15 protein-coding genes are annotated in these 24,202 nt (G+C 58.7%); 5 read left to right on the plus strand and 10 right to left on the minus strand.

Annotation, left to right across the window (positions count from 1 at the left end; translation table 11 throughout):
• Positions 1-13 precede the first annotated feature (13 nt).
• Together GRI41_RS08150 and GRI41_RS08155 are read right to left on the minus strand one after the other, a co-directional pair.
• Positions 14-1,150, minus strand: a complete 1,137-nt coding sequence (locus GRI41_RS08150) for an endonuclease/exonuclease/phosphatase family protein (RefSeq protein WP_160604329.1) — start codon at positions 1,148-1,150, stop codon at positions 14-16.
• Positions 1,151-1,303: 153 nt separating this feature from the next.
• Positions 1,304-2,020 (minus strand): arylesterase, encoded by a 717-nt coding sequence (locus GRI41_RS08155; RefSeq protein ID WP_202388677.1) that lies wholly within the window; start codon positions 2,018-2,020, stop codon positions 1,304-1,306.
• 47 nt (positions 2,021-2,067) lie between these two features.
• On the opposite strand from GRI41_RS08155, the gene GRI41_RS08160 reads away from it, so the two are divergent.
• Positions 2,068-2,757: an ABC transporter ATP-binding protein gene (locus GRI41_RS08160; RefSeq protein WP_328600530.1), complete on the plus strand. Its 690-nt coding sequence runs from the start codon at positions 2,068-2,070 to the stop codon at positions 2,755-2,757.
• Positions 2,754-5,273 carry an ABC transporter permease gene (locus tag GRI41_RS08165; protein ID WP_160604332.1) on the plus strand — a complete coding sequence of 840 codons (2,520 nt, stop codon included), beginning with the start codon at positions 2,754-2,756 and terminating at the stop codon, positions 5,271-5,273. The genes GRI41_RS08160 and GRI41_RS08165 overlap by 4 nt, the downstream gene beginning before the upstream one ends.
• A gap of 62 nt (positions 5,274-5,335) precedes the next feature.
• Here the strand turns inward: GRI41_RS08165 and GRI41_RS08170 are convergent, their stop codons facing one another.
• Together GRI41_RS08170 and GRI41_RS08175 are read right to left on the minus strand one after the other, a co-directional pair.
• Entirely contained in the window at positions 5,336-5,779 is a 444-nt protein-coding gene (locus GRI41_RS08170; RefSeq protein ID WP_160604334.1) for a DUF805 domain-containing protein, read from the minus strand.
• A gap of 126 nt (positions 5,780-5,905) precedes the next feature.
• Positions 5,906-8,488 (minus strand): TonB-dependent receptor, encoded by a 2,583-nt coding sequence (locus GRI41_RS08175; protein WP_160604336.1) that lies wholly within the window; start codon positions 8,486-8,488, stop codon positions 5,906-5,908.
• Positions 8,489-8,779: 291 nt separating this feature from the next.
• On the opposite strand from GRI41_RS08175, the gene typA reads away from it, so the two are divergent.
• Complete coding sequence (gene typA, locus GRI41_RS08180; protein ID WP_160604338.1) at positions 8,780-10,615, plus strand: translational GTPase TypA; 1,836 nt, start codon at positions 8,780-8,782, stop codon at positions 10,613-10,615.
• Between the two features lie 12 nt (positions 10,616-10,627).
• Here typA and GRI41_RS08185 read toward each other — a convergent pair whose 3' ends face one another.
• Positions 10,628-12,556 carry an SRPBCC family protein gene (locus tag GRI41_RS08185; protein WP_160604340.1) on the minus strand — a complete coding sequence of 643 codons (1,929 nt, stop codon included), beginning with the start codon at positions 12,554-12,556 and terminating at the stop codon, positions 10,628-10,630.
• Positions 12,557-12,858: 302 nt separating this feature from the next.
• On the opposite strand from GRI41_RS08185, the gene GRI41_RS08190 reads away from it, so the two are divergent.
• A complete protein-coding gene (locus tag GRI41_RS08190; RefSeq protein WP_160604342.1) occupies positions 12,859-13,857 on the plus strand; it encodes a DUF4424 family protein in 999 nt (332 codons plus the stop codon).
• A gap of 46 nt (positions 13,858-13,903) precedes the next feature.
• On the opposite strand, the gene GRI41_RS08195 is transcribed toward GRI41_RS08190, so the two are convergent.
• The gene (locus GRI41_RS08195; RefSeq protein ID WP_160604344.1) at positions 13,904-14,629 is read right to left on the minus strand and encodes an extensin family protein; all 726 of its coding nucleotides are present in this window, start codon (positions 14,627-14,629) and stop codon (positions 13,904-13,906) included.
• 228 nt (positions 14,630-14,857) lie between these two features.
• Here GRI41_RS08195 and putP point away from each other — a divergent pair, with 228 nt between their 5' ends.
• Positions 14,858-16,336: a sodium/proline symporter PutP gene (gene putP / locus GRI41_RS08200; RefSeq protein ID WP_160604346.1), complete on the plus strand. Its 1,479-nt coding sequence runs from the start codon at positions 14,858-14,860 to the stop codon at positions 16,334-16,336.
• 52 nt (positions 16,337-16,388) lie between these two features.
• Here the strand turns inward: putP and GRI41_RS08205 are convergent, their stop codons facing one another.
• The 4 genes from GRI41_RS08205 to GRI41_RS08220 all read right to left on the minus strand — a co-directional run bounded on the left by GRI41_RS08205 (position 16,389) and on the right by GRI41_RS08220 (position 24,169).
• Complete coding sequence (locus GRI41_RS08205) at positions 16,389-16,895, minus strand: hypothetical protein (RefSeq protein WP_160604348.1); 507 nt, start codon at positions 16,893-16,895, stop codon at positions 16,389-16,391.
• Positions 16,896-16,959: 64 nt separating this feature from the next.
• A complete protein-coding gene (locus GRI41_RS08210) occupies positions 16,960-18,006 on the minus strand; it encodes a DUF6607 family protein (protein WP_202388678.1) in 1,047 nt (348 codons plus the stop codon).
• 17 nt (positions 18,007-18,023) lie between these two features.
• The gene (locus GRI41_RS08215; protein WP_235901096.1) at positions 18,024-20,288 is read right to left on the minus strand and encodes a TonB-dependent hemoglobin/transferrin/lactoferrin family receptor; all 2,265 of its coding nucleotides are present in this window, start codon (positions 20,286-20,288) and stop codon (positions 18,024-18,026) included.
• A gap of 392 nt (positions 20,289-20,680) precedes the next feature.
• Complete coding sequence (locus GRI41_RS08220; protein ID WP_160604350.1) at positions 20,681-24,169, minus strand: type ISP restriction/modification enzyme; 3,489 nt, start codon at positions 24,167-24,169, stop codon at positions 20,681-20,683.
• Positions 24,170-24,202 lie beyond the last annotated feature (33 nt).

Genomic DNA, 24,202 nt, shown 5'->3' on the forward strand with positions numbered 1-24,202 from the left:
CACGCGCCGGAAATTACGCTTCCTCTTCCTCCAGGAAACGCGCGATATATTCATCCGAATAATCAACCTCCAGCTCGATCCAGATCGGCAAATGGTCGGACATTTCGAAGGTGCACCACTGCGCATAGCTGCGTTCGAAATCGGTATAGGGCTGCTTGCCGTTGGACCGGCGTTGGGCATCGCAGATGGGCCGGTAATGGGCGAGCATATCGGCATGCGAAATGCGCGGGCAGGAACCGGTCTTTTCCGCATCGGGCAGCAGATCGAATTCGTCCTGCGGGTATGGTCCGAAAATGGATTTGCGCCAGTCAAACAGGCCGTGACGGATCAGTTTCGTCTTCAGAGTGGCCGCACCCTTATTGGTGAACGCCATCTGGTCATAAAGCCTGTCGCCCTTCATATTGGTCGCGGGAAATTCCGGGACGATCATTTTGCTGTCGCGCAGCGCCTGCATGATTTCGCCATTGGTGGATTCGATGTTCATATCCCCCAGCAGAACATAGACCTGGTCTTCCTTTTTCGCGCGGCTGACCAACATCTTGGTGATCGCCCGGATTTCATCCGCGCGCATTTTCTTGGCATCGGCCGACGCGCCGCCAAAGATCACGTGAGTGGAACACAGGCAGAAACGGAACCAATCGGCCTGGAATGCGGCGAAGAAGGGAGAACGGGCAAACTGGTCGCTATTCTCCAGATCATCCTTGTCGATCACCAATTCGCCGATCAGGCGGCGGAAGAACACCCGATCGGTGTTATACAGAAACGCCATGCGTTCATTGTTGCCGCCCTTGTGGGTCGACACGTCGGAAACGAAATATTCCCAACTCGGGCCTAGCAGCTCGCGCAAACGCTCCAGCGGTTTCAGGTCGCCTTTCACTTCCTGCACCGCACAAATATCGAAAGCGCTGATGATCTCGGCAATATAGTGATAGCTTTCGTCAAGCCGTTCCGCCCCGTCATCAAAGGCGCGGATGTTCCAGCTGCCGATAATCAGCGAATTCGGCCGCCGGTCATTGACGATCGTTTCCGCAAGGTCTTTGCGAAGATTGAGCAGTCGGCTGGCAATCCAGCGTTTCTTGCCCGGGTAATTCGGATAAATTCCCGCTTCGGGGGTATGCCCGTAGGATTTGAGCCCATGATAAAACGGCATTCTTTCTTACCCTCCGAAATAAAACAGAACGCGACCTCTATCCAAAAAGCCTATCACCTTTCAAATATAAAACAAATATTCGCCTGAACTCGCACCAATTCGATTGCTGTATTTATGATTTTTGCAATAGAATTATCGGAATGATCGATTCAATTATAGATCAGGCAGAGCATCCTTGACCGCGGCCTTGGTCGCATCGACCAGCGCATCGATCCCTTCTTCGGTCGGGTGCACCCGATCGCTCTGGATCAGTTCGGGATTGGCGACCATCGGTTCCATAAAGAACGGCACCAGATCGGCATCATATTGCGCGGCCAGTTCGGGATAGAGATTGTCGAAATCATCCTGCAAATCGCCAAAATTGGGCGGCGCGCGCATCCCCATCAGCAAGACGGGAATCTCGCGCTTTTGCAATTCAGCCAGCATGGCTTCGATATTGGCGCGGGTTTCCTTGGGCGGGAGGCCGCGCAGCAGATCATTGCCGCCCAGCTCCAGAATAAACAGCTCCGGCTTTTCTTCCTGCGCATCGAGTGTGAAAGCCAGCCTCTGCAGCCCTGCGGCGGTTGTATCGCCCGACACGCCGGCATTGAGGACGCGCGCATTGATACCGCCCGCCCGCAAAGCTGCTTCCAGCTTTGCCGGGTAGCTATCGCTTTGGGCAACGCCATATCCGGCGAAAAGGCTGTCACCAAAGGCAAGGATGCGCCGCTCCGGCCCCATGACCGGCAGATCGGAAGCAGCATCGGCCTGCGCGCTGGCCGTTTCCTGCCCGGCAGGCGCGGGGGCTTCGCTGCCGCATGCGGCAAGCAGCGCGGCGGATAAAAGCACCCAAAATCCGCGGGGAACAATCGACAAACGGCGTAGTTGCATCGGTGAGCCTCCTTGCTCGTCCCTATCACCTATGCAATTGGGCGGCCGTGACAAGTCCTAACTCCATCTCCGCCAAAAATCTCACGCTGACCTATGATCCGGACAAAAATCCGGTCGAGGTGCTGCGCGGGATCGATCTCAACGTTGCCACCGGCGAAGTGCTCGCGCTGCTCGGCCCCTCTGGCTCGGGCAAGAGCTCGCTGATGGCGGTGCTATCGGGTCTGGAGCGCGCATCGGGCGGCGAACTGACCGTTGCCGGACAAGATTTCACCACGATGGATGAAGACCAGCTGGCAAAGGCGCGGCGCGGCCATATCGGTATCGTGCTGCAGGCGTTTCACTTGCTGCCGACGATGACTGCGCTGGAAAATGTCGCAACGCCGATGGAACTGGCGGGCGATCCCGATGCCACCAGCAAAGCCCAAGCCGAACTGGAAGCGGTTGGTCTGGGCCACCGGCTCGACCATTATCCCACGCAGTTGTCGGGCGGTGAGCAACAACGTGTGGCCATTGCCCGCGCGATTGCACCCGGCCCCGAACTGATTTTCGCTGACGAACCGACCGGCAATCTCGATCTGGCGACGGGGCATGACATTGTCGATTTGCTGTTCAAACGCCGCGCTGACACCGGGGCCACGCTGGTGGTTATCACGCATGATGTCGAACTGGCCGAACGCTGCGACCGCGTCGTCACCATCGGCGACGGTCTGATTGCCACCGACACAAAAGCAGCGTGAGCCAAACCATTCCATGGGGCACCGCTTGGCGGATTGCACGGCGCGATCTGAACGCCCGTTTCAAGGGCTTGCGGCTACTGCTGGTGTGCCTGTTCCTGGGCACCGGCGCATTGGCCGCGATCGGCACGCTGACCGGCGCGATCGAGAATGAACTGGAAAACCGCGGGCAGGAACTGCTCGGCGGCGATCTGGAAGTCGAAGTCTGGCAGCGCGATCTGCTCGATACTGAAAAGGCCGCCTTGGCCGAATTGGGCGAAGTATCCGGCGGAACACGGCTGCAGGCCATGGCGTCAGCGGGCGACAATGCCGCGCCGGTCGGGCTCAAAGCGGTCGATGGCAAATGGCCGCTCTATGGTACATTGACGCTGGCCGATGGCAGCGAGGCTGCGGCACCCGGCCCTGGCGATGCCTTACTGGCACAGGGCGCGATGGACCGGCTCGATATCGCGGTGGGCGACACTTTCCGCATCGGTGACGCTGAGCTGGTGGCCACGGGCGTTATCGGGACAGAGCCGGACAAACTAAGCGAGGGCTTCCAGCTTGGCCCGACAATCCTTGTTTCCGAAGACACACCGGCAAGGGCCGGATTGCTGGCCCCCGGCGCGATGTATCAGAGCAAATACCGCGTTGCGTTTGACAGCAACCGGTCACCCGAGGATGTTCAGGAAGAGCTTGAAGAGCAATTCCCCGATGCCGGGTTCGATTTCCGCACGCGCGACCGCGCCGCGCCCAGCGCGGACCGGTTTGTTTCGCGCATGGGTGAATTTCTGACACTCGTCGGGCTCGCTGCATTGGTGATCGCGGGGATCGGCATTGGCGGCGGCGTGTCATCCTATCTCGAGGCGCGGCGGCGCAGCATTGCTACGCTGAAGGTTCTGGGCGCGTCGAGCAGCGATATCGCGCGTATCTATGCCCTGCAAATCGGCGCGGCGGCGCTGGCCGGCAGCGTGGTCGGCCTGGCCGCCGGCGTGCTGGTCACGCCGATGCTTGGTGCCGCGCTGGAAGGACTTCTGCCGGTTGATACAGGGTTCGTATTCAAACCCGGCGCGCTGCTAATCGCTGCGGCCTATGGCTTGCTGGTCGCGCTGGTATTTGCCGCGACACCCATTCTGCGCGCCAGACGCTTTCCCGCAATGGCGCTGATGCGCGCGCGGGTTGTGCCGCTGTCGCGCGACGGACGCGCACTGAGTTGGGTGATCGGCGGGATGCTGGGCATCATTGCGCTCGCGCTGCTAACCGCGCGGCAGCCGATCCTGTCGGGCCTGTTTCTACTGGGCGCGATGGTGGTGCTGGGCCTGCTCGCGCTGCTCGGTTGGGGTATCCGCAAATTGGCGGAAAAAGCACCGCGGCCGTCGAACCCGCTGATCCGCAACGCGCTGGCCAATCTGCACCGGCCCGGATCCTCAACCGGGGCGCTGGTGACCGCGCTCGGCTTTGGCCTCAGCGCCTTTGTCCTCCTCGCCGCAATCCAGAGCAGCATCAATGGCAATATCGACCAGCGCGTTCCGCAGCAGGCCCCCGATTATATCGCGCTCGATGTGCCGCTCGACGGGGTCAGCCGGTTTGAAGAGCTGGTGAAGGCTGATCAGCCGGAGAGCGAGATCCAGACCGTGCCCGCGCTGCGCGGTGCGATTCTGGCCTATGGTCCGGCGGATAATATGACCCGCGTCTCCGATCTGGAGGAGCTTCCCGATGGTGCATGGCCGCTGCGCGGCGAACGCGGGCTGACCTATTCGGACGACGTGCCGGTGGGCAATGTACTGACCGAAGGCGAATGGTGGGACGCGGACCATAGCGGCGCGCCGCTGGTCTCGGTCGACGAGGAATTTGCCGCCGCAATCGATCTGAAAATCGGTGACAAGATCACCGTTGGCATATTGGGGGTGGAGAAATCCGCCCAAGTCGCCAATTTCAGAAGGCTCGATTGGGAGAATATGGGCTTCAACTATGTGCTGGTTTTCTCGCCCAATGCGATTGCCGATGCGCCGCATAATATCGCCGCGACAATCGACTTGCCCGACGGCGCGCCCACCGGGCCGTTGCTGCGCCAGCTGATCCGCGAATTTCCCTCCAGCTCGGTGATCGAAATCGGGCAGGTCCTGTCCGAAGCGCGGGTGATATTGAGCCAGGTTGGCGTTGCCACCTTCGCCGCTGCTTCGGTCGCGGTTTTGGCGGGGCTCGCTGTGCTGATCGGCGCGATAGCCGCCGCGCGGGCTGCACGAACATATGACACGGTTGTGATGCGCGTGCTGGGCGCGAGCAGGCGCCAGGTGCTGGTCATGCAGCTGGCCGAATATGGCATTCTGGCCGCAATCCTCGCGGTGGTTGCGCTGGGTCTGGGCAGCGGGCTTGCGTGGCTGGTGATCACCCAATTGTTCGAATTTGACTGGCTGCCCAACTGGTACGAAGTGCTCGCCGTTCTCGCCGGCGGGCTGGGTTTCGTACTGGTCTTCGCGCTTGCCGGATCATTGCCGCTGCTACGGGCCAAACCCGCCCAAGCGCTGCGCGAGCTGTAAAAGCAATCGGGGGAGGCAGCGCCCGCTACCTCCCCCGATCATTTTACCAATGCTTTTGGTTCTTATTCGAACACTTGCGTATTCGCCGGATCCTTCGGATCTTCGCCAAACCGGTTCGGCCCCGGAGTGCCGGGCAGGAACATGATCACGATGAACGCGATCGAGGCGATGAAACCGATATAGGGGATCATGCCCAGAACGATAAAGCCGAGATACCACCAGCCGGACATATCGCGGTCATGCAGCCTGCGCACACCGACAGCGATTGACGGAATAAGGATGGCCAGCGCAAAAATACCCAGCAGGCCTGCGCCCAGCCAGAAGATCGCGCCCAGTTCGCCGCTCGCGCCCATTGACGATGCGCTGAAACCGCCAGCGAACATCAGGCCGATAAAGATAAGATAGATAATGGTCGTCGCGAGTGCGAAGCTCCAATACTCCATCCGCCGCGACCGGCCTTCAAATTCTGCATACCGCTTCAGCGGCAACATTGCCCAATCCAACATTATCATCCCCTCTTTCTTGGTTGAACGGGCAAACCACCATACTTTACGGTAATTCGCAATAGCGGCTCCCAAGAAAAAAGGGGCCGCCTCGCGGCAGCCCCCTTCTTTATTGTATGTGTGTTCGGCTTAGAACTTGAAGCGGATTGTGCCGCCGTAAGTGCGCGGTGCGCTTGGATAGCCGGATACTGTTCCGGCCTGTGCGACACCGTCGAACACGGTCAGGATGTAATCATTGTTGAGCAGGTTACGTGCCCAAGCGCCGATTTCCAGCCCGTTGTCCAATGCCAGCGTCATTGACGCGTTGACCAGGTTCACTTCGCGATTGAAGTTGTTCGGGCCAAATGTAGGCAACCCGTTATTGATCGCGGTGTTGCTTTCGTGGCTGTAGTCCACACGGCTGATCAGACGATTGCCGCTGGCGCCGAATTCGTGCGTGTAAGTCGCCGAAGTCGAAATCGCCCATTCGGGAATGCCGCCCGGACGCTGGCCAGAAAGATCGCCAACCGGGCTCTCGGTGAAGCTGTCATAAACCGCATCGAGATAGGTCGTGGCGAAGGTAAACACCAGATTGCGTACCGGAGTAATGGTCGAGTTGAATTCGAAACCGGTTACCGACTGCTGACCGGCATTGTTGAGCTGGAAGCCCGTGCCGGTGAACAGGAAGCTCTGGAAACCTTTGATCGTCTGGTCGAACAGAGCAAGGTTGAAGGTCACTCCGGGGAAGTTACCTTTCAGACCGATTTCATACACCTCTGCTTCTTCCGGCCCGGCGAAACGCGAACCCGTGGTGAGGTTGGTCACGGCAAGGCCCGCATCGGTTATAGGCGAAGAAGGTGCCGCAAAGGTCGAGCGGACCGGACCGGGGATGAAGTCACCGAAGGCCGGACGCGAATCGCGCGACAGGTTGACCGAACTCGCCTTGAAGCCCGTTGCATAGCTGAAATAGGCGTTCAGGTTTGGCGAGAATTCATAGGCCGCCCGCAGCAAATAGCTCCAGTCGTCATCGCGTGTCTTGCCGTCTTCGACCGCATTCGGGATCGTCAGGAAAGGCGGCTGGAACTGGAACGGGGTGAGACCCAGGAACGGGTTGCCCGGGCCGGTCGCCAGGTTCAGCAGAGCAGCCTGGTTCGCAGCCGGAAGCGCCTGGAACTGCGCCCGGTTGGTCACCGCACCAGCAGAAGCAAGAGTGATGAACGCATCGACCACGTTGATGTTGGCAAGCGGGTCAAATGCCTGCCCTGCCAATGCGAAGTCCTTCTTGTCGTCGGTGTAGTTGAACCCGCCGGTCAGCGTCAGACCATCGAATGGTTCGAAATCGACCGTGCCGAAGATCGACCAGGCCTGGTTATCCATCGAATAACTCTCTCTGGTCAGCGGACCAGCGGCAAAGATGCTGTTCTGCTGGACCCCAAGCGGAGCAAGACCTGCTTCGACCTGGTTGAAAGTAAAGGTCGGATCACCTGTGGCAGCGCGCGCCAGCAAGGTGAAGAAATTGCGCGAAGCGGTACCCGTGGTCAGCGCGCTTTCCTGGGCCACGCCTTCATCGAAGTAGAAGCCACCAAGAAGGAAGTTGATCGGACCGTCGAAGTCCGAAGCAATCCGGAATTCCTGGGTGAAAGTTTCGACCTGCTGGTCGCGCACTTCGCTGACGATGTCGGCGCTGGTGAAATCGACGTCCTGATCGACGAAGTTCTTCAGTTCGCGATAAGCTGTGATCGAAGTCACCGAAATCGGGCCGTTGTCCCAATCAACCTGAACCGAGCCGCCATAATTGTCGACCTTGTTGACCGGCACCTGGTTGAGGAAAGTGTCATAGCTGAAGAAGTCGGTGCTGAGCGCCCCGCCCACACCGAATACGGCTGCCGCGGTTGGGCCAGCGACCAGCGTGCTGACTACGCAGCAATTTTCGTCGATCTGCGAATAATCGGCAATCGCGCGGATTTTGAGGTTGGACGTCGGCTCAACCAGCAACTGGCCGCGTGCGGTCCAGCGATCACGGTTGCTGATGTCCTCGCCCAGATTGACGATCGTGCCGTAGCCGTCGCGCTTGTTGTAGCTCGCGTCGAGAGAGAATGCGGCGCTTTCACCGATCGGGCCGGTCACATCACCTTTGACAAAGATGTTGTTGTAATTGCCGTAGCTGGCTTCGATCGAACCGCCGAATTCATATTGCGGTTCGCGGGTGATGACCGAAATCACACCAGCCGAAGCGTTCTTGCCGAACAGCGTCGATTGGGGGCCGTTGAGAACTTCGATCCGCTGCACATTGGCAAGGTCGTTAAGCGACGAGGCCGAGCGCGAACGGAAAACGCCATCGATGAATACGCCAACCGATGGCTCGATGCCGAAGTTGTTATCGCCGTTACCGAAACCGCGAATGATGAAAGTCGAAGACGAAGAGTTCTGCAACTGGCTGACGCGCAGCGAGGGGGTAACAGTTTGCAGATCGAGAACGTCGCGGATTTGCGCGCGCTCAAGCGTTTCGCCCGAAGTCACCGAAACAGAAATGGGGGTTTCCTGCAGCGTGGTTTCACGCTTGGATGCGGTCACAACGATAATGTTGTCGTCGAATTCGGCGTCGCCTTCTTCGGCGGCCTCGTCAGCGTCCTGCGCCATGGCAGAAGCTGGCATCGCCAGACCGATTGCTGCGACACCTGCGAAAAGCGTAGCACGCGTTGCCACGCCAAAATTACGAGAAGTGATTTTCATGGTATCTCCCATACAGTAAGATGGTCGAGCCGTTCATCTTGAACGTTGTCTCGCCAGTGTTCGATTACTCTGGCGGCGGCTATGCGTGCAAAACACTGAAAGTGGAAGCATTACGTTACGTAAGCCCACCACCAAATCCGCCCGGCCGCCTGATTTTGTTGTAAATTCGCCACAAAGCATACTGCATGACAAAGCTTGCCGAAATGCAGCCCCTCAGCTAGGGCGCGCGCCATATTATCTCCCCGATGTTGCACCGCACAATTGCCTGCACTCCAATGAAAGCACAATCCGATGTCCGCTAACCAGCGCAACGTGGCGATTATCGCCCACGTCGACCACGGCAAAACCACGCTTGTCGACCAGCTTTTCCGCCAGTCAGGCACATTCCGCGACAACCAGCGCGTGGAAGAGCGCGCGATGGATTCGAACGATCTGGAAAAAGAGCGCGGGATCACGATTCTCGCGAAATGTACCTCGGTCGAATATGGTGAAGGCGACGATGCGCGCCGGATCAATATTGTCGATACGCCCGGACACGCCGATTTCGGCGGCGAAGTGGAACGCATCCTGTCGATGGTTGATGGCGTTATCCTGCTGGTCGATTCCAGCGAAGGCGCGATGCCGCAAACCAAATTCGTCACCGGCAAGGCGCTGGCGCTGGGCCTCAAACCTATCGTCGTGGTCAACAAGATTGACCGTCCCGATGGCCGCGCTTCCGAAGTGCTGGACGAAGTGTTCGATTTGTTCGTCTCGCTCGACGCCAATGACGAACAGCTCGATTTCCCCGTGCTCTACGCATCAGGCCGCGATGGATACGCCAGCGAAGACATCGATGCCCGCGACGGCGATCTGACGCCGCTGTTCGAAACCATCGTCAATCACGTCCCTGCACCCGATGCAGACGCTGATGCGCCGTTCAAATTCCTCGTGACCCTGCTCGACCGCGACAATTTCCTCGGCCGCGTGCTGACCGGGAAAGTTGAATCGGGCACGATCAAGGTCAACTCGCCGATTCACGCGCTCGATGCAGCGGGCAAAGTGATCGAGGCAGGCCGTGCATCCAAGCTGATGTCATTCGAAGGTCTGGAACGCGTTCCGGTGGAGGAAGCCAAAGCGGGCGATATTATCTCGCTCGCCGGTCTGGCGGTGGCAACCGTATCGAACACCATCTGCGACCCCAGCGTCACCGAGCCGCTGCAAGCACAGCCGATTGATCCGCCGACATTGTCAATGCGCTTTGCCGTCAATGACAGCCCGCTGGCGGGCCGCGAAGGCAGCAAAGTTACCAGCCGGATGATCCGCGACCGGTTGGAGCGCGAGGCAGAAAGCAACGTCGCGATCAAGGTCACCGAATCTGCTGACAAGGACAGCTTCGAAGTCGCCGGGCGCGGCGAATTGCAGCTGGGAGTGTTGATCGAAACCATGCGCCGCGAAGGATTCGAGCTCGGCATCAGCCGCCCGCGCGTGCTGTTCCGCGAAGACGAAAACGGCAATCGCACGGAGCCTTACGAAACCGTGGTGATCGACGTGGACGATGAATTTTCCGGAACCGTCGTGGAAAAGCTCGCGCTGCGCAAAGGCGAAATGGTCGATATGCGCCCCAGCGGCGGCGGCAAGACCCGCATTACCTTCAGCGCGCCATCGCGCGGGCTGATCGGCTATCACGGTGAATTCCTGACCGACACGCGTGGCACCGGCATTATGAACCGCCTGTTCGAGAAATACGGACCCTACAAAGGCAAGATCGAAGGCCGCCAGAACGGCGTGCTGATCAGCCGCGAAAATGGCGAAGCGGTGGCCTATGCTCTCAATGCCTTAGAAGAGCGCGGCGAGCTGTTCGTGCAGCCCAAAGAGAAGCTCTATGAAGGCATGATCATCGGCGAGAATGCCAAGCCCGAAGACATGGAAGTCAATCCGCTGAAATCCAAACAGCTGACCAATTTCCGTTCAAGCGGCAAGGATGACGCAATCCGCCTGACCCCGCCCAAGATCATGACGCTGGAACAGGCCATCGCCTATATCGACAATGATGAAATGGTCGAAGTGACACCGGAAAACATCCGCCTGCGCAAAGCCACTCTCGACCCGCACGAACGCAAGAAAGAAAAGCGCCGCGAAGAGGATTGAGTTGCAGCTCTGTCACCGACAAAAGCTGGACGATCCGCACATATAGCTGGAGGATTTTCCTGCAAGATATCGCATCTGCGAGCGGTCCATATAGCCCTGGATCACATCGCCCGCCGTCGGTCCGGAAGGCGGGCGGGCCGAGGAGCGCGAGGCGTAGATCGTCGAGGATGCTGCCCACGGGTTGTAGCGACGCTGCACCGGCTGCGGCGGGAAACGATAACGGTACTCGGCTGTTACGGCAGCGCTGGTGGTGCCGCCGCTGTTGATCCTGCCTTCATAGGCCGTCGTAACCTCGCCATCGTCGAGTAGGTCGGCCCGGCCGGCTTCGATTATGCTGCTGTAGACATCGACCGCGAGATTGAATTTCTCCTCCGAATACCCTGTGCGCTGCTGGACCAGTGCACGTGCCAATGCCCAATCGCGGCGCGCAAGGGCAGCGCGAGTCTCGCTCAAGACGCGCTGCCGTTCGGCAAAAGCCTGCCGCTCGCGTTCGCGCCGCGCGAGACCTGCGGCGAGCTGTTCGGGAGTAAGCGAGCGGTTGTGCTGCGCGATCACCGCCGCTCTCATGTTCCGGGCGAAAAACGCCCGGCCTTCGGGACCAAAAGCTTCCTGCGTGAAGCTATCGGCGGCGGTCGCACCTGAAAGCGGTTTCGGGTTGAGGATCACCGGGTTACGAAACAGGATCGGGCGATTGGTGACATCCAGACCATAGCCTCCGCGCGCCGCCATCCCTTCTGTATAAGCAATAATGTCGATCGTGCCATCGGGCCGCGTCGCCCGGACCGCTGCGCGAACGATACTCTGCGCATTTCCGCCAGCTCGCTGCAGCGCCTCCGGCACGGCAATCGGGTCGAGCGCAATATATTGCGCCAACTGCTTCGTCCCGCCGAGAAGATCATAATGATAGCGCGCCTCGAGCTGGTGCATCGTCGCAAGCGGAAACTGGCATTCTCCCATCTTGCGATATGGATCCTGCCCATCACATTTTTGCGTCGTATAGTAGTTTCGAAAATACGGAGCGAGCCTGATACCTTGCGGGGTCTGCCACACGGCGGCAAGAACGCTTTCCGGAAAATGGAGCAACGGCTCGTCTTTGCTCTCGACAGTAACCCCGAGGCCGATCGGTTTCATGCCCAGCAGGTTTTGATATTGCTCGCGCGATTGCCGGTCTTTATCCGCATTCAATCCCCATTCGCCATAGACCGTCTTGGCGACGACCGCATCGGAATAGGGCATGAACAGCTGACGTTCAGCGTCGATCACTTTGAATATCTCGCCCGACGGATAGGATACCGCGAAATTCCCCTTAAGCGCTGTCGTTCGTGCCCAATCTACCGATGGATAGGACTTTTTCTTCCAGAACAGAAAACCGTCATAGAGCCGCGCCTCGACCGTGCCGTCGGCCAGCGCGACGCGCACCAGATTGTCGTGCTTCGGCAGGACGATCACCGGCGCCCGCTCTCCATCGCGTCCGGGGCTGATGACGTTCGGTATCGGCGGATTGACCCGGACGTTGTTCTTGAACGTATCCCAGCGCAGCAGGCGTACGGTCTGCGTTGAGCCGTCATCGTCGCTGGCCAGATAATAGCGGTAGAGGTTGAAATAGGGCCGCATCACCAGATGATCGCGATCGGCCATCTCCTTCACCCGAATATACCCCTCGCCGAGCTTCTGCAGCTTCCCGCGCGGCAGGGACAGCGCGTACCATGTGTCCTTGCCCGGCTTGCGCACCAGCGCGAGATCGGAATTGACCGCGAACAGGCCCGAATATTCGGGCGGAATTATCCAGCGAGCGCTGCCTTGGGCATCGAGGTGATAAATGCCGAAGCGTATCGACTGATCCCGCTCGGCGCTCAAAACTGGTGTGGCTTCATCAACAAAGCGCGCAAAGTGATACGTGCCTTCGCCCCATTGTGCTCTGGCCCGGGCTGTCACTGGCATGTCAGCTTGTTGCAACTGCCCCGACGCGTGAAGGCTCAGGCCGGATGGCGTTGAGGGAGGTGCACTGCCAAACGCCGCCGAGGTGAACGCTAGACATGAAGCCAGAAAAACCAAGACAGAATGAACAAGTCGCATCCACGATTACTCCCAATTCACCGAGGAAGCGGAACATACCGGCCTGCAAGTTCTTGGCAAGACTGGTGAAACCATCCGCTTTGGCGCAACAGGTCTCCTCCAAAAGCAGCGGCTGTGCCCTAACACCACCCCTTGCCCCGCCCCGACCAACGCAATACCATCCCCCAATGACCTTCCTTCGCACTCTCGCCGCTGCGCTCTTGCTGCTTTCCGCCCCCGCCTTCGCCAATGATAGCGAGGCGGAATGGGCGGTTGGCGGCCTGGTGCTGAAATCGAACGACCAGATCAGCATGGATAGCGAGGATCTGTTCATTTCGGCCGAGGAAGTCCGCGTCGATTACATCTATACCAACCACGCCGATCGCGATCAGGATGTGGTTATCGCCTTCCCGCTTCCCGCGCTGCCGATTGCGGATAATGGCTATGCCGATCCCTACGCCTATCCCGACTGGGATGAATTCGGCTTTGCGACAACGGTGGATGGTGATCTGGTCGGTTTCGATCAGATTGACCGTGCGGTGGTGGGCGCGCGCGATGTTACCGATTTCGTTGTCGCGCGCGGCTGGCCAATCCACTGGTATCGCGATGAAAGCTTCGTCGACCGGCTGAATGCGCTTCCCCCGGCAGAACGCGATGCGGCCCACGCGCTGGGGCTGCTCACCACATTGCCCGATGCCGAGCTGGTTATCCCCGCATGGAAGGGACAGCGATATATGCTGCGTGTGCAGACTTTTCCGGCGGGCAAAAGCGTGCGCGTGGGGCACCGTTACACACCGATTGCCGGCGGCAGCGTGGGCGGGATGCTCTACCCTTCGGCGCGCGAGGATATGCCCGAGGCAATGGCCGAATACCGGACACGCTGGTGCATCGACGACAGCTTCCTGTCCGGCGTTGATAGACGGCTCACCGCGCATGGCGCTGACGAGACAGTCTATTATTCGGAAACCTGGCTCGGCTATGTCCTGTCGAGCGGGGCAAATTGGCGCGGGCCGATCAAGAATTTCCGGCTGGTGGTCGACAAGGGATCACCCGACAACCTAGTCAGTTTCTGTATGAACGGCGTGCGCAAGATCTCCCCCACCCAATTTGAAGTGGTCAAGAAAGACTTTGAACCCACCGGCGATCTCAACATTCTGATCACCGGGTTTCACAAGGTCGACGAATAGTTTCGCGAATGGTGGGGCGTGGCCCCTCTCCTATCCGACAACATGCCTATTCGATAAGCTGTCCGCAGGTCAGGCAGAACTCGGGCTCCAGCACTTCGAGATCGCCCGTCGTGGCTTTTTCATTTTCAAGCGCATCCTTGGCAATCGCTTCGAGCAGCGCTTTCCAATTGCTGGTGTCCGAGATCGGACCGATGCCCAACCGGCTGCGCAGCGCGCGCACTTCGCCATCGGTTTGCGGGCCCCAAACCCCGTCGCGGCCAATCGGCGTCTGATAGATCAGCGAAATCACATTCTGCAGAAAGATCACATGGCTTTTCGCCGCCGATTTGAATTTGACCGAAGTCCCGTTGTCGAAATGGAAATGGTCCTGATGCGCGCGGTTGTAATCATAAGACAGCACGGTGCCGAAATGGCGGCGCAGGATTGCCTCTATGCCCAGATAAAGCTGCGGGCGCTGGGGGAATGTGTCGGTCACCCAATTGCTGCCGTCGTCGAATAGAAACGCATCGAGATCGAAAGCGCGGTTCTGGTGATGCAGGCTCGACCCGCTGCCCGCGCGGCTGACCCCGCCGCTCAAAATCTTGTCGACTTTCAGCCCCGCAAATTGCTTCAGCTTGTCCACCACTTCGGTGAAACAGGCTTCGCATTCGGCCGCAAAACCGGATTCGATGAAGGGGCTGAAGGGAACACCGGCAACGCCATAATGGCCGGTCACCGAACGATCATAGAGCAAGGGCTTGCCCGCAAGGTTGTCTATCCGAATATCAGCCATAGTTCCTCCTAATAAATTTCATATCAATACGAATCCAGTCGTGTAGATTCGATATCATTACATAATTTCTATTATAATACGATTCTCAATCCCGCATTTTATAAATAGCCTTCTCCGAATACGATAATAATTTTAGTTAAAGGTCGCGGCGGTACTTGACCCGAAGGCGCCATCATAGGCCAGAGGCAGCGGTGGCCAGCGCGGCGCGCATTTGGTACGGCGCGCGCCATGCAAACCGGAACTTACATCTCGCTCGCCGCCTATTTCATCCTGATGCTCGCCATCGGGTTTTACGCGTGGCGCAAATCCACTTCGGACAGCGAGGGGTATCTGCTCGGCGGGCGCAATCTCCACCCGGCGGTGGCGGCGCTGTCTGCCGGCGCATCGGACATGTCGGGCTGGTTGCTGCTGGGGTTACCGGGCGCACTTTACGCAGCCGGTCTGGTTGAGGCATGGATCGGGATCGGGCTGTTTTTCGGCGCGCTGGTCAACTGGATCGTGGTTGCCCCGCGCCTGAGGCAACAGACCGAGGAACTGGGCAACGCGCTGACCATACCGCAATTCCTCGCCAACCGTTTCCCCGACAAGGCGGTGGCGCTGCGCGTGGTATCGGCGGTGATCATCGTCGCGTTCTTCGCGGTCTACACCGCATCGGGCCTGACCGCGGGCGGCAAGCTGTTCGAGACAAGCTTTGCGGGTCTGTTCGGCGCGGCAGGGATGTCCGATTACATGATCGGCATCTGGATCACCGCGGGTGTGGTGCTGGCCTATACCATGGTGGGCGGATTTCTGGCAGTCAGCCTGACCGACTTTGTCCAAGGCTGCATCATGGTGGTCGCGCTGGTACTGATGCCGATCGTGATCCTGACGGGCGGCACCGATCTGGACGCAGCCGCCAATGCGGCAGCGGCAGCGGGGAATGCCAATTATCTCAGCCTGTTTGGCGGGCTCACCGTGGTCGGCTTTCTCAGCACCGTCGCATGGGGGCTCGGCTATTTCGGCCAGCCGCATATCATCGTGCGTTTCATGGCGGTCCGCAGCGTCGCGGATGTCAGAACCGCGCGCACTATCGGCATGAGCTGGATGGGCGTGGCGCTGATCGGCGCAGTGGGCGTGGCGATTGCCGGGCGCGCCTATGCCGAACAGAACGGCATCGTGGTGGAAGACCCCGAAACGATCTTTATCATTCTGGCCAACACGCTGTTCCATCCGCTGATCACCGGTTTCCTTCTGGCCGCGCTGCTCGCTGCGGTGATGAGCACGATCAGTTCGCAGCTATTGGTCGCATCGAGCAGCCTGACCGAAGATTTCTACCGCCTGTTTCTGCGCAAACAGGCGAGCGAGCGTGAAACGGTCAATGTCGGACGGATCAGCGTTTTGCTGGTCGCGCTGCTGGCGATTGCGATTGCCAGCGATCCCGATAGCCAGGTTCTCGGCCTGGTCAGCAATGCCTGGGCTGGCTTTGGCGCGGCCTTTGGCCCGCTGATCATCCTCTCGCTGACATGGAAGAAGATGACCGGCGCGGGCGCGGTGGCCGGTCTGGTCACCGGCGCAGCGGTGGTTGCCGGATGGATCGCGATGGGCTGGAACGCGCAATTTATGGGCGGGCCGGGCCTTTACGAGATCATCCCGGGCTTCGTTGCCGCGTGGATTGCGATTGTACTGGTCAGCAACCTGACTGGAAAAGGCGAGGCATCGGCGGCCTGAACCGCCCCGCCCCGCCAATTCCTGTTGCATCGCCCCTAACCGATCAAACGCGTCACACCAGCCATGCCAGCGCGGCAAATATGGCGGTGCCAAAGATAAAGGCACCGGCGGTTTTGCGGCGGTAAGGCTTGGCCATCAAGCCCACTGCCAAGCCGCCGGTAATGACCAGAAACAGCGCGATACCGGCAATGATCTGATAGAGTTTGAACCATGCGGGGCCATGGCCCTTATGCAATTCCATCAGGCTGTATTGTAGATCGGGCTGGTTCAGCGTCGCGCCCCACTCGCCATCGGTATTGCGCAAGCGGACAAAGCTGCGCGAGGTTGGCCGCGTGGTGATCAGATCGGGCGTAACCCGCAGGCTTTCGAAATGTGTCGGCAGGTCATTGGCCGCAAGAACTTCGATGACGGTCTGATCGACATCGGGACTGTCCGGGTCAATCACTATGCCCGCCGGGATTGAAAGGTCGCTTTCAGCAAGCTCCGCTTCGACCCCGGCGAGCTTCATCGCGCCTGTAACCGCCACCAAGAGGAAAGCTGGAGCGAGTGCAGACGCCATGAGTAGGTGCGCGAGAACGAGCCAGTTTCTGGCTTTCACATTGCTCATTGCCACGTGCCCTACCTCAGTAACCTGTCTTTTCCGCCGGTTCGCGCAAACGCGCGGCCAGCGGCGGAAGATCGGTTGTTGTCTTTTCGGCGATGACAGCTTTTGCCTCTGCTATCGCGGCATCAGCGGTCTTTTCGCCCGCTTCCACTTCGCCTGCGAGATTGAGCAGCGGCATATAGAGCTGGTCCGGCTCTCCCTTCTGGGTCAGCGCGAAAGGCTTGCCCGCTTGCTCCATGCCGGTCCAGATATCGCGCACACCGGCCCAATATTGCGCTGTCTTGGCCCAGTAATCGTCAGCAACTTCGGTCGGAAATTCGCCATCTTTGACATAGGTGTTCACGCCAATTTCGCGCACCAGAACGCGCGCCTTGCCATCCAGCGCGAGCTTGGAATTGTCCTGTTCGTGCACCCATCCATCGGGCGTGATCGCGTGCCGGTTCATCGCCACCACCGCGTGATAATCATCGCGCTTGGTCATGTCGCGCCGGGGCAACGGGCGCCATTCGGCGGGCGGAACCCATTCGGACACGCCATTATCGTGGCTCCATGCCCCGACCGCGCCGTAACGCGGGGAATCGTCTACCTGGTAAACCGCCTGCGACCAATTGCCCGCGCGGTCATCTTCATCGACATCGCGCATTTGCCATGCATTGCCGCCGATGAAGTTGAGCACTTTTGCTGGTTGATATTGCCAATCCTGCCGCCAGTGTTTGATCGGGAATTTTTTCTCACCGCCCACAACCAGAATGTGCTGCAAGCTGATGAAATCCCCGCGATCCTCGATCACGCGGACAATTTCGTACCCGCCCGACAAATAGGGATCCTTGGGCTGGTAACCTTCGGTGAAAGCCACGGTTTCGGTGAATTTGAACTGCACCTTGTAATCGCCTGCCATGGCCAGAATGGCTTCGCGATCGCGCGCAAATTTGATTTGCTCTGCCGATTGCGGATCGCCCGATTGGGCGCTTTGCGTTGGGGCGGCCGCATCCTGTGCTATTGCGGGCGAACACAGCAGGCCGATTGCGCAGACCGTTCCGGCCAGCGATGCTTTGAGATGTCTCATTGTCGGTTTCCTCTTGGTTAGAACTGGATGCTGACCGAGGCGCTGGCGTTGCGGCCAGGCTGGGTATAGGCATCGGTGATGGTCGATGCCGTGGTCAGCCCGCGAACATCGCTCCAATATGCGTATTTCTTGTCGGTGATGTTGAAGATTCCCGCGCGCAGCGTGACCATCTCTGCGATCCGGAAAAATGCGGTTGCATCAAAGATCGCAAATTCGCTGGGGCGGAAGCAGTCACCGCCGGTGCAAACGCCATTCGTTTCACTGGCCGGCTTGCGCGCGTTGTACGTGGTGATCAGTTCACCGCCGAAATCGTCGCCCGGATCGCGATAGCCAATGCCAAACACCACATTGAGCGGATCGATGGTCGACAGTGACGCCGCCGGAAGCCCGGGCGATCGCACTTCACCATCGGCCAGAGCCAGCGCAAAGCGCGCGCGGAAACCGCTGTCTGCCTGATACGATGCCTTGGCCTCTACGCCCTCCACTTTCACGCTGTCGAGATTGACGAATTGGAACACCGTCGGATCGAAAGGGGTGCCCGATCCGCTGACCGCTTCCTGGCTGATGAAATTGTCATAATCCGCAGCAAAGCCGGTCAGCGTGACATTGAACGTGTCATTGGCAAAGCGCACGCCCAGTTCGAATGTCTCGCTGGTTTCCGGCCCCAGATCGGGGTTCGGCGCAGAGGTGTAACCGAAGGCCAGATTTTCGAAGAAATTGTTTACCTGGCTCGGCGTGGGCGCGCGGAAGCCTTGCGCATAATTGCCGAACAGGCGGACATTCTCGCCCAGTTTCGCCACCGCGCCGACTTTGGGCGACCAGCGCGATCCGCTTTGCGCCGAGGGGGTAAAGGTTGGCAAAAGCGGGTCATTCGCGGGGTTGAGATCGTAAAAATCGTACCGGATCGCCGGATAGAGCGTGAAAGCTCCGTCGCCGATCTCGATAGCATCGCCGATAAACACCCCGCCCAGCGTGAAATCGGTGACCGGGAAGGCGCGCGATGGGAACACTTCCAAAGTTGGCGGCTCGACCCCGTCGCGCAATCCTTCTTGCGTGGTCCAGCTGACATCGCCGCCAAGCGACAAGGTGTGTGCGATGCTGCCGGTGGTGAAGCTGGACCGGAAATCCGCCGTCGCCCCGTACACTTCATTGTCGAACGTGTTCAAACGTTCGCGGTCGGGACGCGGGGTGGCCGATGTTGCGGTGCGGTCTTCATCGGCGAACTGCACATCATTGCCGTCCTGCCAATAGGCCGCCACATGCGCGTAATCGAGCAAGCCCGCCCCCGCGCTGTCGGCGGTCCATGTCCAGTCGAGAGAGGCGCGTTTGCGCTCTGTCGTGTCGGTCGCGGTCAGATTGTCGACAATCCAGCTGGGCGTCGGCCCAAACAGGAACACCGGCCCCACGCCCGACAGGATGTTGGAGAAGGTTTCGCGCTCCAGATATTCGCCGGTCAGGCGGATCCGGTGATTGCCGTCATTCCACACCAGCTTGCCCAGAAACGCATCGGAATGCCCGTCTTGCGGGTTGGGCGTTGTCCGCGCCGGCCCTTCGACATCGACCGTGCCCTGGTTGTCCAGCTCCTCAAAATCGCGCCGCGAATATGCGAGCATGCCCGATATGTTGCCCGACATCCCCGCAATCGCCACGGTCTCGGCAAATTCATTATCCGCCGATGAATATTGCGCGCGGGCAAAGCCGCCGAAATTCGCGCCCAGCTGGACAAGGTCTTCGGGATCGGAAGTGGTGAAGCTGATCGCGCCCGACAGGCCGTCGCTGCCATAGAAGGCAGAGGCCGGACCGCGCAGGATCTCGACCGATTTGATCAGGCCGATATCGGTCGCATTGCCGCGGCCCACATCCTGCGCGCCAAAGCTGTAACCTTGGGGCGAACGGATGCCGTCCACCTGGATCAGCACCCGGTTGCCGCCGATCCCGCGAATGTTGAAATCCTCGTTACCCGCGCGGCCGGTGGTGCCCAGCGCCGCGCCAAAACGAGCCGGGGCGCGGCGAACCGTCACCCCCGGCTCGAAACGGACCAGATCGCGAATATCAGTGGCAAGCTCATCCGCGATCTGTTCGGAATCGATCACCGTAACCGTGGCAGGCGCATCGGCGATGGTTACCGGCGCGCGCGTGGCGGTGACGGTGATTGTATCCTTGTCATTGGTCTGGTCACCAGCCCCCTCGGCCTCCTCCGCCGCAAAGGCGGATTGGGAGATAACCAAAGCAAGAACGCTGGCAGCAAAAGCGGAAGACCGCCCGATCGGAGAGTTTTTCAATGTCGATTTCCTTCTGCGACTCACTGCTATTGCGAGTCAGTTGCATTAGCAATTAGAAGGCTGCGTGATTATGTCAACAGGGGGTTTTGGTGATTGTGGGGAAATGGGTGGCTGCTGGGCGTGGGGCGGCCTCAGTGCGGCGCGGGTGCGGCGCGGCAGGGCGTGCCGCTTTGCGGTAGTTTGGGGGTTTGAGTGGGACAACGGGGGAGCGCGGGGTGGCGCAATAATGCCAACTCTGAGCCCCTTCCTTTTCAAAGCAGGGGGCCCGGGGTGGCTGCGACTCGGCAGAATCGATTTGCCAAGCGGCACCACCCCACTGCGACTAACTTCACTACATTCAGCAAGTCTCGTTGCCCCTCCTCTAAAGAAGAGGGGCCGTATCTGTGCATCGATCAGGCTTCCAGCGGAAGCTTGATTTCGCCCATAATCCGCCCGGTTTCGAGCAGGATTTTCACGATATTCTGGTAATGCCCGATATCGGCATAAGACAATGCCCGGCCCTTGCGATCTTTCAGCCATTTCTGCGCGGGCTGGTATCCACCGATGTAGAAATCCCACGCAGCCTCGGGCACATTCGCGAAATATTGGTGCTTATTAATGTGCACCTTCCCGATCCTCCCCGCTTCGGGGAGGGGGACCGTCGCAGACGGTGGAGGGGCACCCCCGCCATTCGCGGAACCATTTTCAGGGCCATCTGACGGTGCCCCTCCACCATCCTGCGGATGGTCCCCCTCCCCCGAAGGGGAGGAACTCCATTTCGGATAGCCCGGGGCGACGACGCTATCGTCCTCTTCTTCCCCAACCTCGCCCATAAAGGGAAAAGGCGCCTCGCCAATCGCGGCGGGCTCCATCAGATGCAGACGGCGCAGCGCCTCCCCCTTTTCGCTGACATGGGCAAAGATTTGCGGAGACGCCGGATAGGGGATGCGCGGGAAGTCGATCTTGAGAAATTCGGCAAAGGTTTCGCGGTAATCGGGGCTGTGCAGCACGCCGTAAATATAGTCGAAAACTTTGACTTCGGACGGCCGGTCATCGCCGGTGGCGGCGCGGAAGGTGGCCTTGCTCCCCTCCCCCTGGGGAGGGGTTGGGGGTGGGGGTTCGACGCCCGATTGACGCCGCACACCCACACCCTCCGCGCCTGTCGGCGCTCCTCCCTCTCCCTCAAGGGAGAGGGCGTGTAGTCTCGCCATATCGGTGTCGGCGGGATCAATTCCGGCGGCTTTGCAGATTGCGTTGTAGAGCTTTGGATCGAGATTGAGTGTGCGCTCTGTGGGCGCGAGCGCATCGACCTGCTTGGCGCTCTCGTCGGGGTAGAGGTAGAGGGGGAAAGAGTAAGTGGTTTCTTTTGTTTGCAACGAAACTGAACACATGTCAGCGATGAATTCAGTCGCAAGCGCATGTTGAAAATCAAAGGTACTTTGCTGTCGACAAGTGAGAAGGCCCAGATTTCTTGCGCCGCGATAGTGACGCATGACGCCATCAATCGGGCGAGAAATGAAGCCATTCGAGTTTCCAGTGTAGAATGTCCAGCGAGTATCAAACGGTCGATATAAGGCCTTCTCTAAATCGTTGTGTGCGAGATTGTCAGTAACGTCTTTTTTGGCTTCAGCCACTGACCAACCTTGGACATCCTTTCGCAGATTGTATTTTTGCCTAAGTTCTTCCACTGGCAAATCGCGAAAATCTTCGAGACGGCGACGTAGAGTTTTTTGTTCGAAATCTAATGTGGCTGCGTCGCGCGCCGTCTTCATTCCGACGTTGCTTACCGTGAAAATGTCTACAAGAGAGAAGCCCTTCTCATATAGAACTAAATTCTCATAATTTTTCCGGATGAATGCATATTGGGGCCCGAATAGATCGATCTCTGAAAAATTTGGCGCCTGCAAGTCAGTCGCACCAAGGCTTGCTGATTTGGCCGAGCGACTACCCCATAAATCACCATGAAATACCTTTGCGTTTTTCTCTTTTTCTCCATTGAAGCCCTTGCGCCTCGTTGCGACAATTATCGCCACGCCTTGCTGAATATCGAAAACGTTGGAATCACTAGAACCATCGGGACTACTCTCTTTTCGTTTTGAGTTCCCGTGAAGATCCAAGACCCAAATCTTCTCGAAAGACCTTAGCAAATGCCAGCGCATTCCGCGAAAGGTTATGTTGTCCAAATATGCATGGTTTGTAACGAATGCGAGCACGCCTTCGCCATTTTGTTCAATCAATGCTTCCGCCATTCGGATGAATTTTACATAGTCATCGTCAAGCATGTGCTTGCGTTCCTGAAGTCTTTTGGTTCCCCCAGGCTCTTTCTTGTAGTCCTCGATCAGAATAGTGATCCAGTCTCCGTTGTTCTGAGAGATTCCCGAATAAGGCGGATTGCCAATCACGCACATGATCGGCGTCTGCCGCTTCACCTCGCTCGCCCCGCGCGCTTCATCGGCCAATTGCTGGAAGAACAAATCCTTCACCTCGCGCTCGGCGGGTTCGAGCGCATTGGTGAGCCACACGGACAGGCGCGGCGGGGCCTTGCTCGGATTATAGCCACTCTCGGTCAGCTGCATATCCAGCTTCATATGGCACATGGCATAGCTGGCCATCAGCAGCTCAAACCCGTGCAGGCGCGGCAGCAAATCTTCCTCTACATAGGAACTCCATTTGCCCGGCGCGCGCGCTTTCACCCGGTCGGCAATCGTCTGCACCGTCTTGGCAAGAAACGTACCTGTACCCGTTGCCGGATCGAGCACTTGCACGCGGTGCACGTCCTTCTTGATCGTCACCGGCTTGCCCTTGTTATCCGTCTGTCCGGTATCCCAATCGACGGTCACTTTGCCGGTATCGGCCAGCCCGTCTGCAATCCCGAATTCGCTTTTCAGCACATCATCGACCGCGCGCACGATAAAATCGACCACCGGCTCGGGCGTGTACCACACACCGCGCGCTTTACGTTTCTTGGGGTTGTATGCCGCCAGAAACGTCTCGTAAAAATGGATAAAGGGATCGTTGCGCGCAGTAAATTTGCCGAAATCTTCAAACAGCGCATGCGGATCGCTGGCGCGCAGCACCTCCGCCAGATCATCGACCACATATTTCAGCCGGTCGGGAATGTCATAGCCCGCAATATATTGGAACAGCCCGCGCAGAAACGGGTTGGATTTGGGCAGTTTTTCAAGCGCTTCCTGACGGCTGAACGTATCCAGCGTATCGTCATGCAGCCGCGCGGCAAACATGCCGTAAGTGATCGTTTCCGCGTATATATCGGCGAATTCGCCCGGGGTCAGATTGGGCAGCAGATTGTCTTTGAAGGTGTTGAACTGGCGGCCCAGCCCGCTGCGGAATTCGGGATCTTCGCCCAGCGCAATCCCGACCTCGTCTTTCATAATCGCAGCCTTGCCCGCCATCATCTCCGCCAGTTTTTGCGCGCTGCGGATGCTGACCGGTTGCTGCGCGGCAAAGCTTTTCAGTTGCCGCTCAAGCTGTTCGAAATTGTCGGGCAGCGGCTGCAATCCGCCCAGATCGCCCATAAAATCCGCGATGGAAACGTGGTGGATCACTTCCTTGTCGCGGATAAATTCGAAATCGACGCCGTTGGTGTAGATCAGATTGGGGTATGCGTTTTCGTATCTTTTGCGCTGCTCGACCGAATATCCTTTCAGCTTGATGACATCCTTCGGCAGGTCTTTTGCCTCTGCCCAGCCAAACGCAACGCCATCGCGGTGGAACAGGAAGTCGGGCATACCGCCTTCGCTGCGTTTGGGTTCGTTGATGACTTGGGCGCTGTCATCCACGCTTTCAAACAGGCGCTGCAAAGGCGCGCGGTAGCTATGCTCGGTCGCATCGCCGCTTTTGTAAATCCGGGTGATCTCGGCAAGGTAACCGGCGATATCCAACGAACATTCCCCCTACCGATGAAACGGATGCCC

It is taken from the genome of Pontixanthobacter aquaemixtae (genome assembly GCF_009827395.1).
GTDB classification, from domain to species: domain Bacteria; phylum Pseudomonadota; class Alphaproteobacteria; order Sphingomonadales; family Sphingomonadaceae; genus Pontixanthobacter; species Pontixanthobacter aquaemixtae.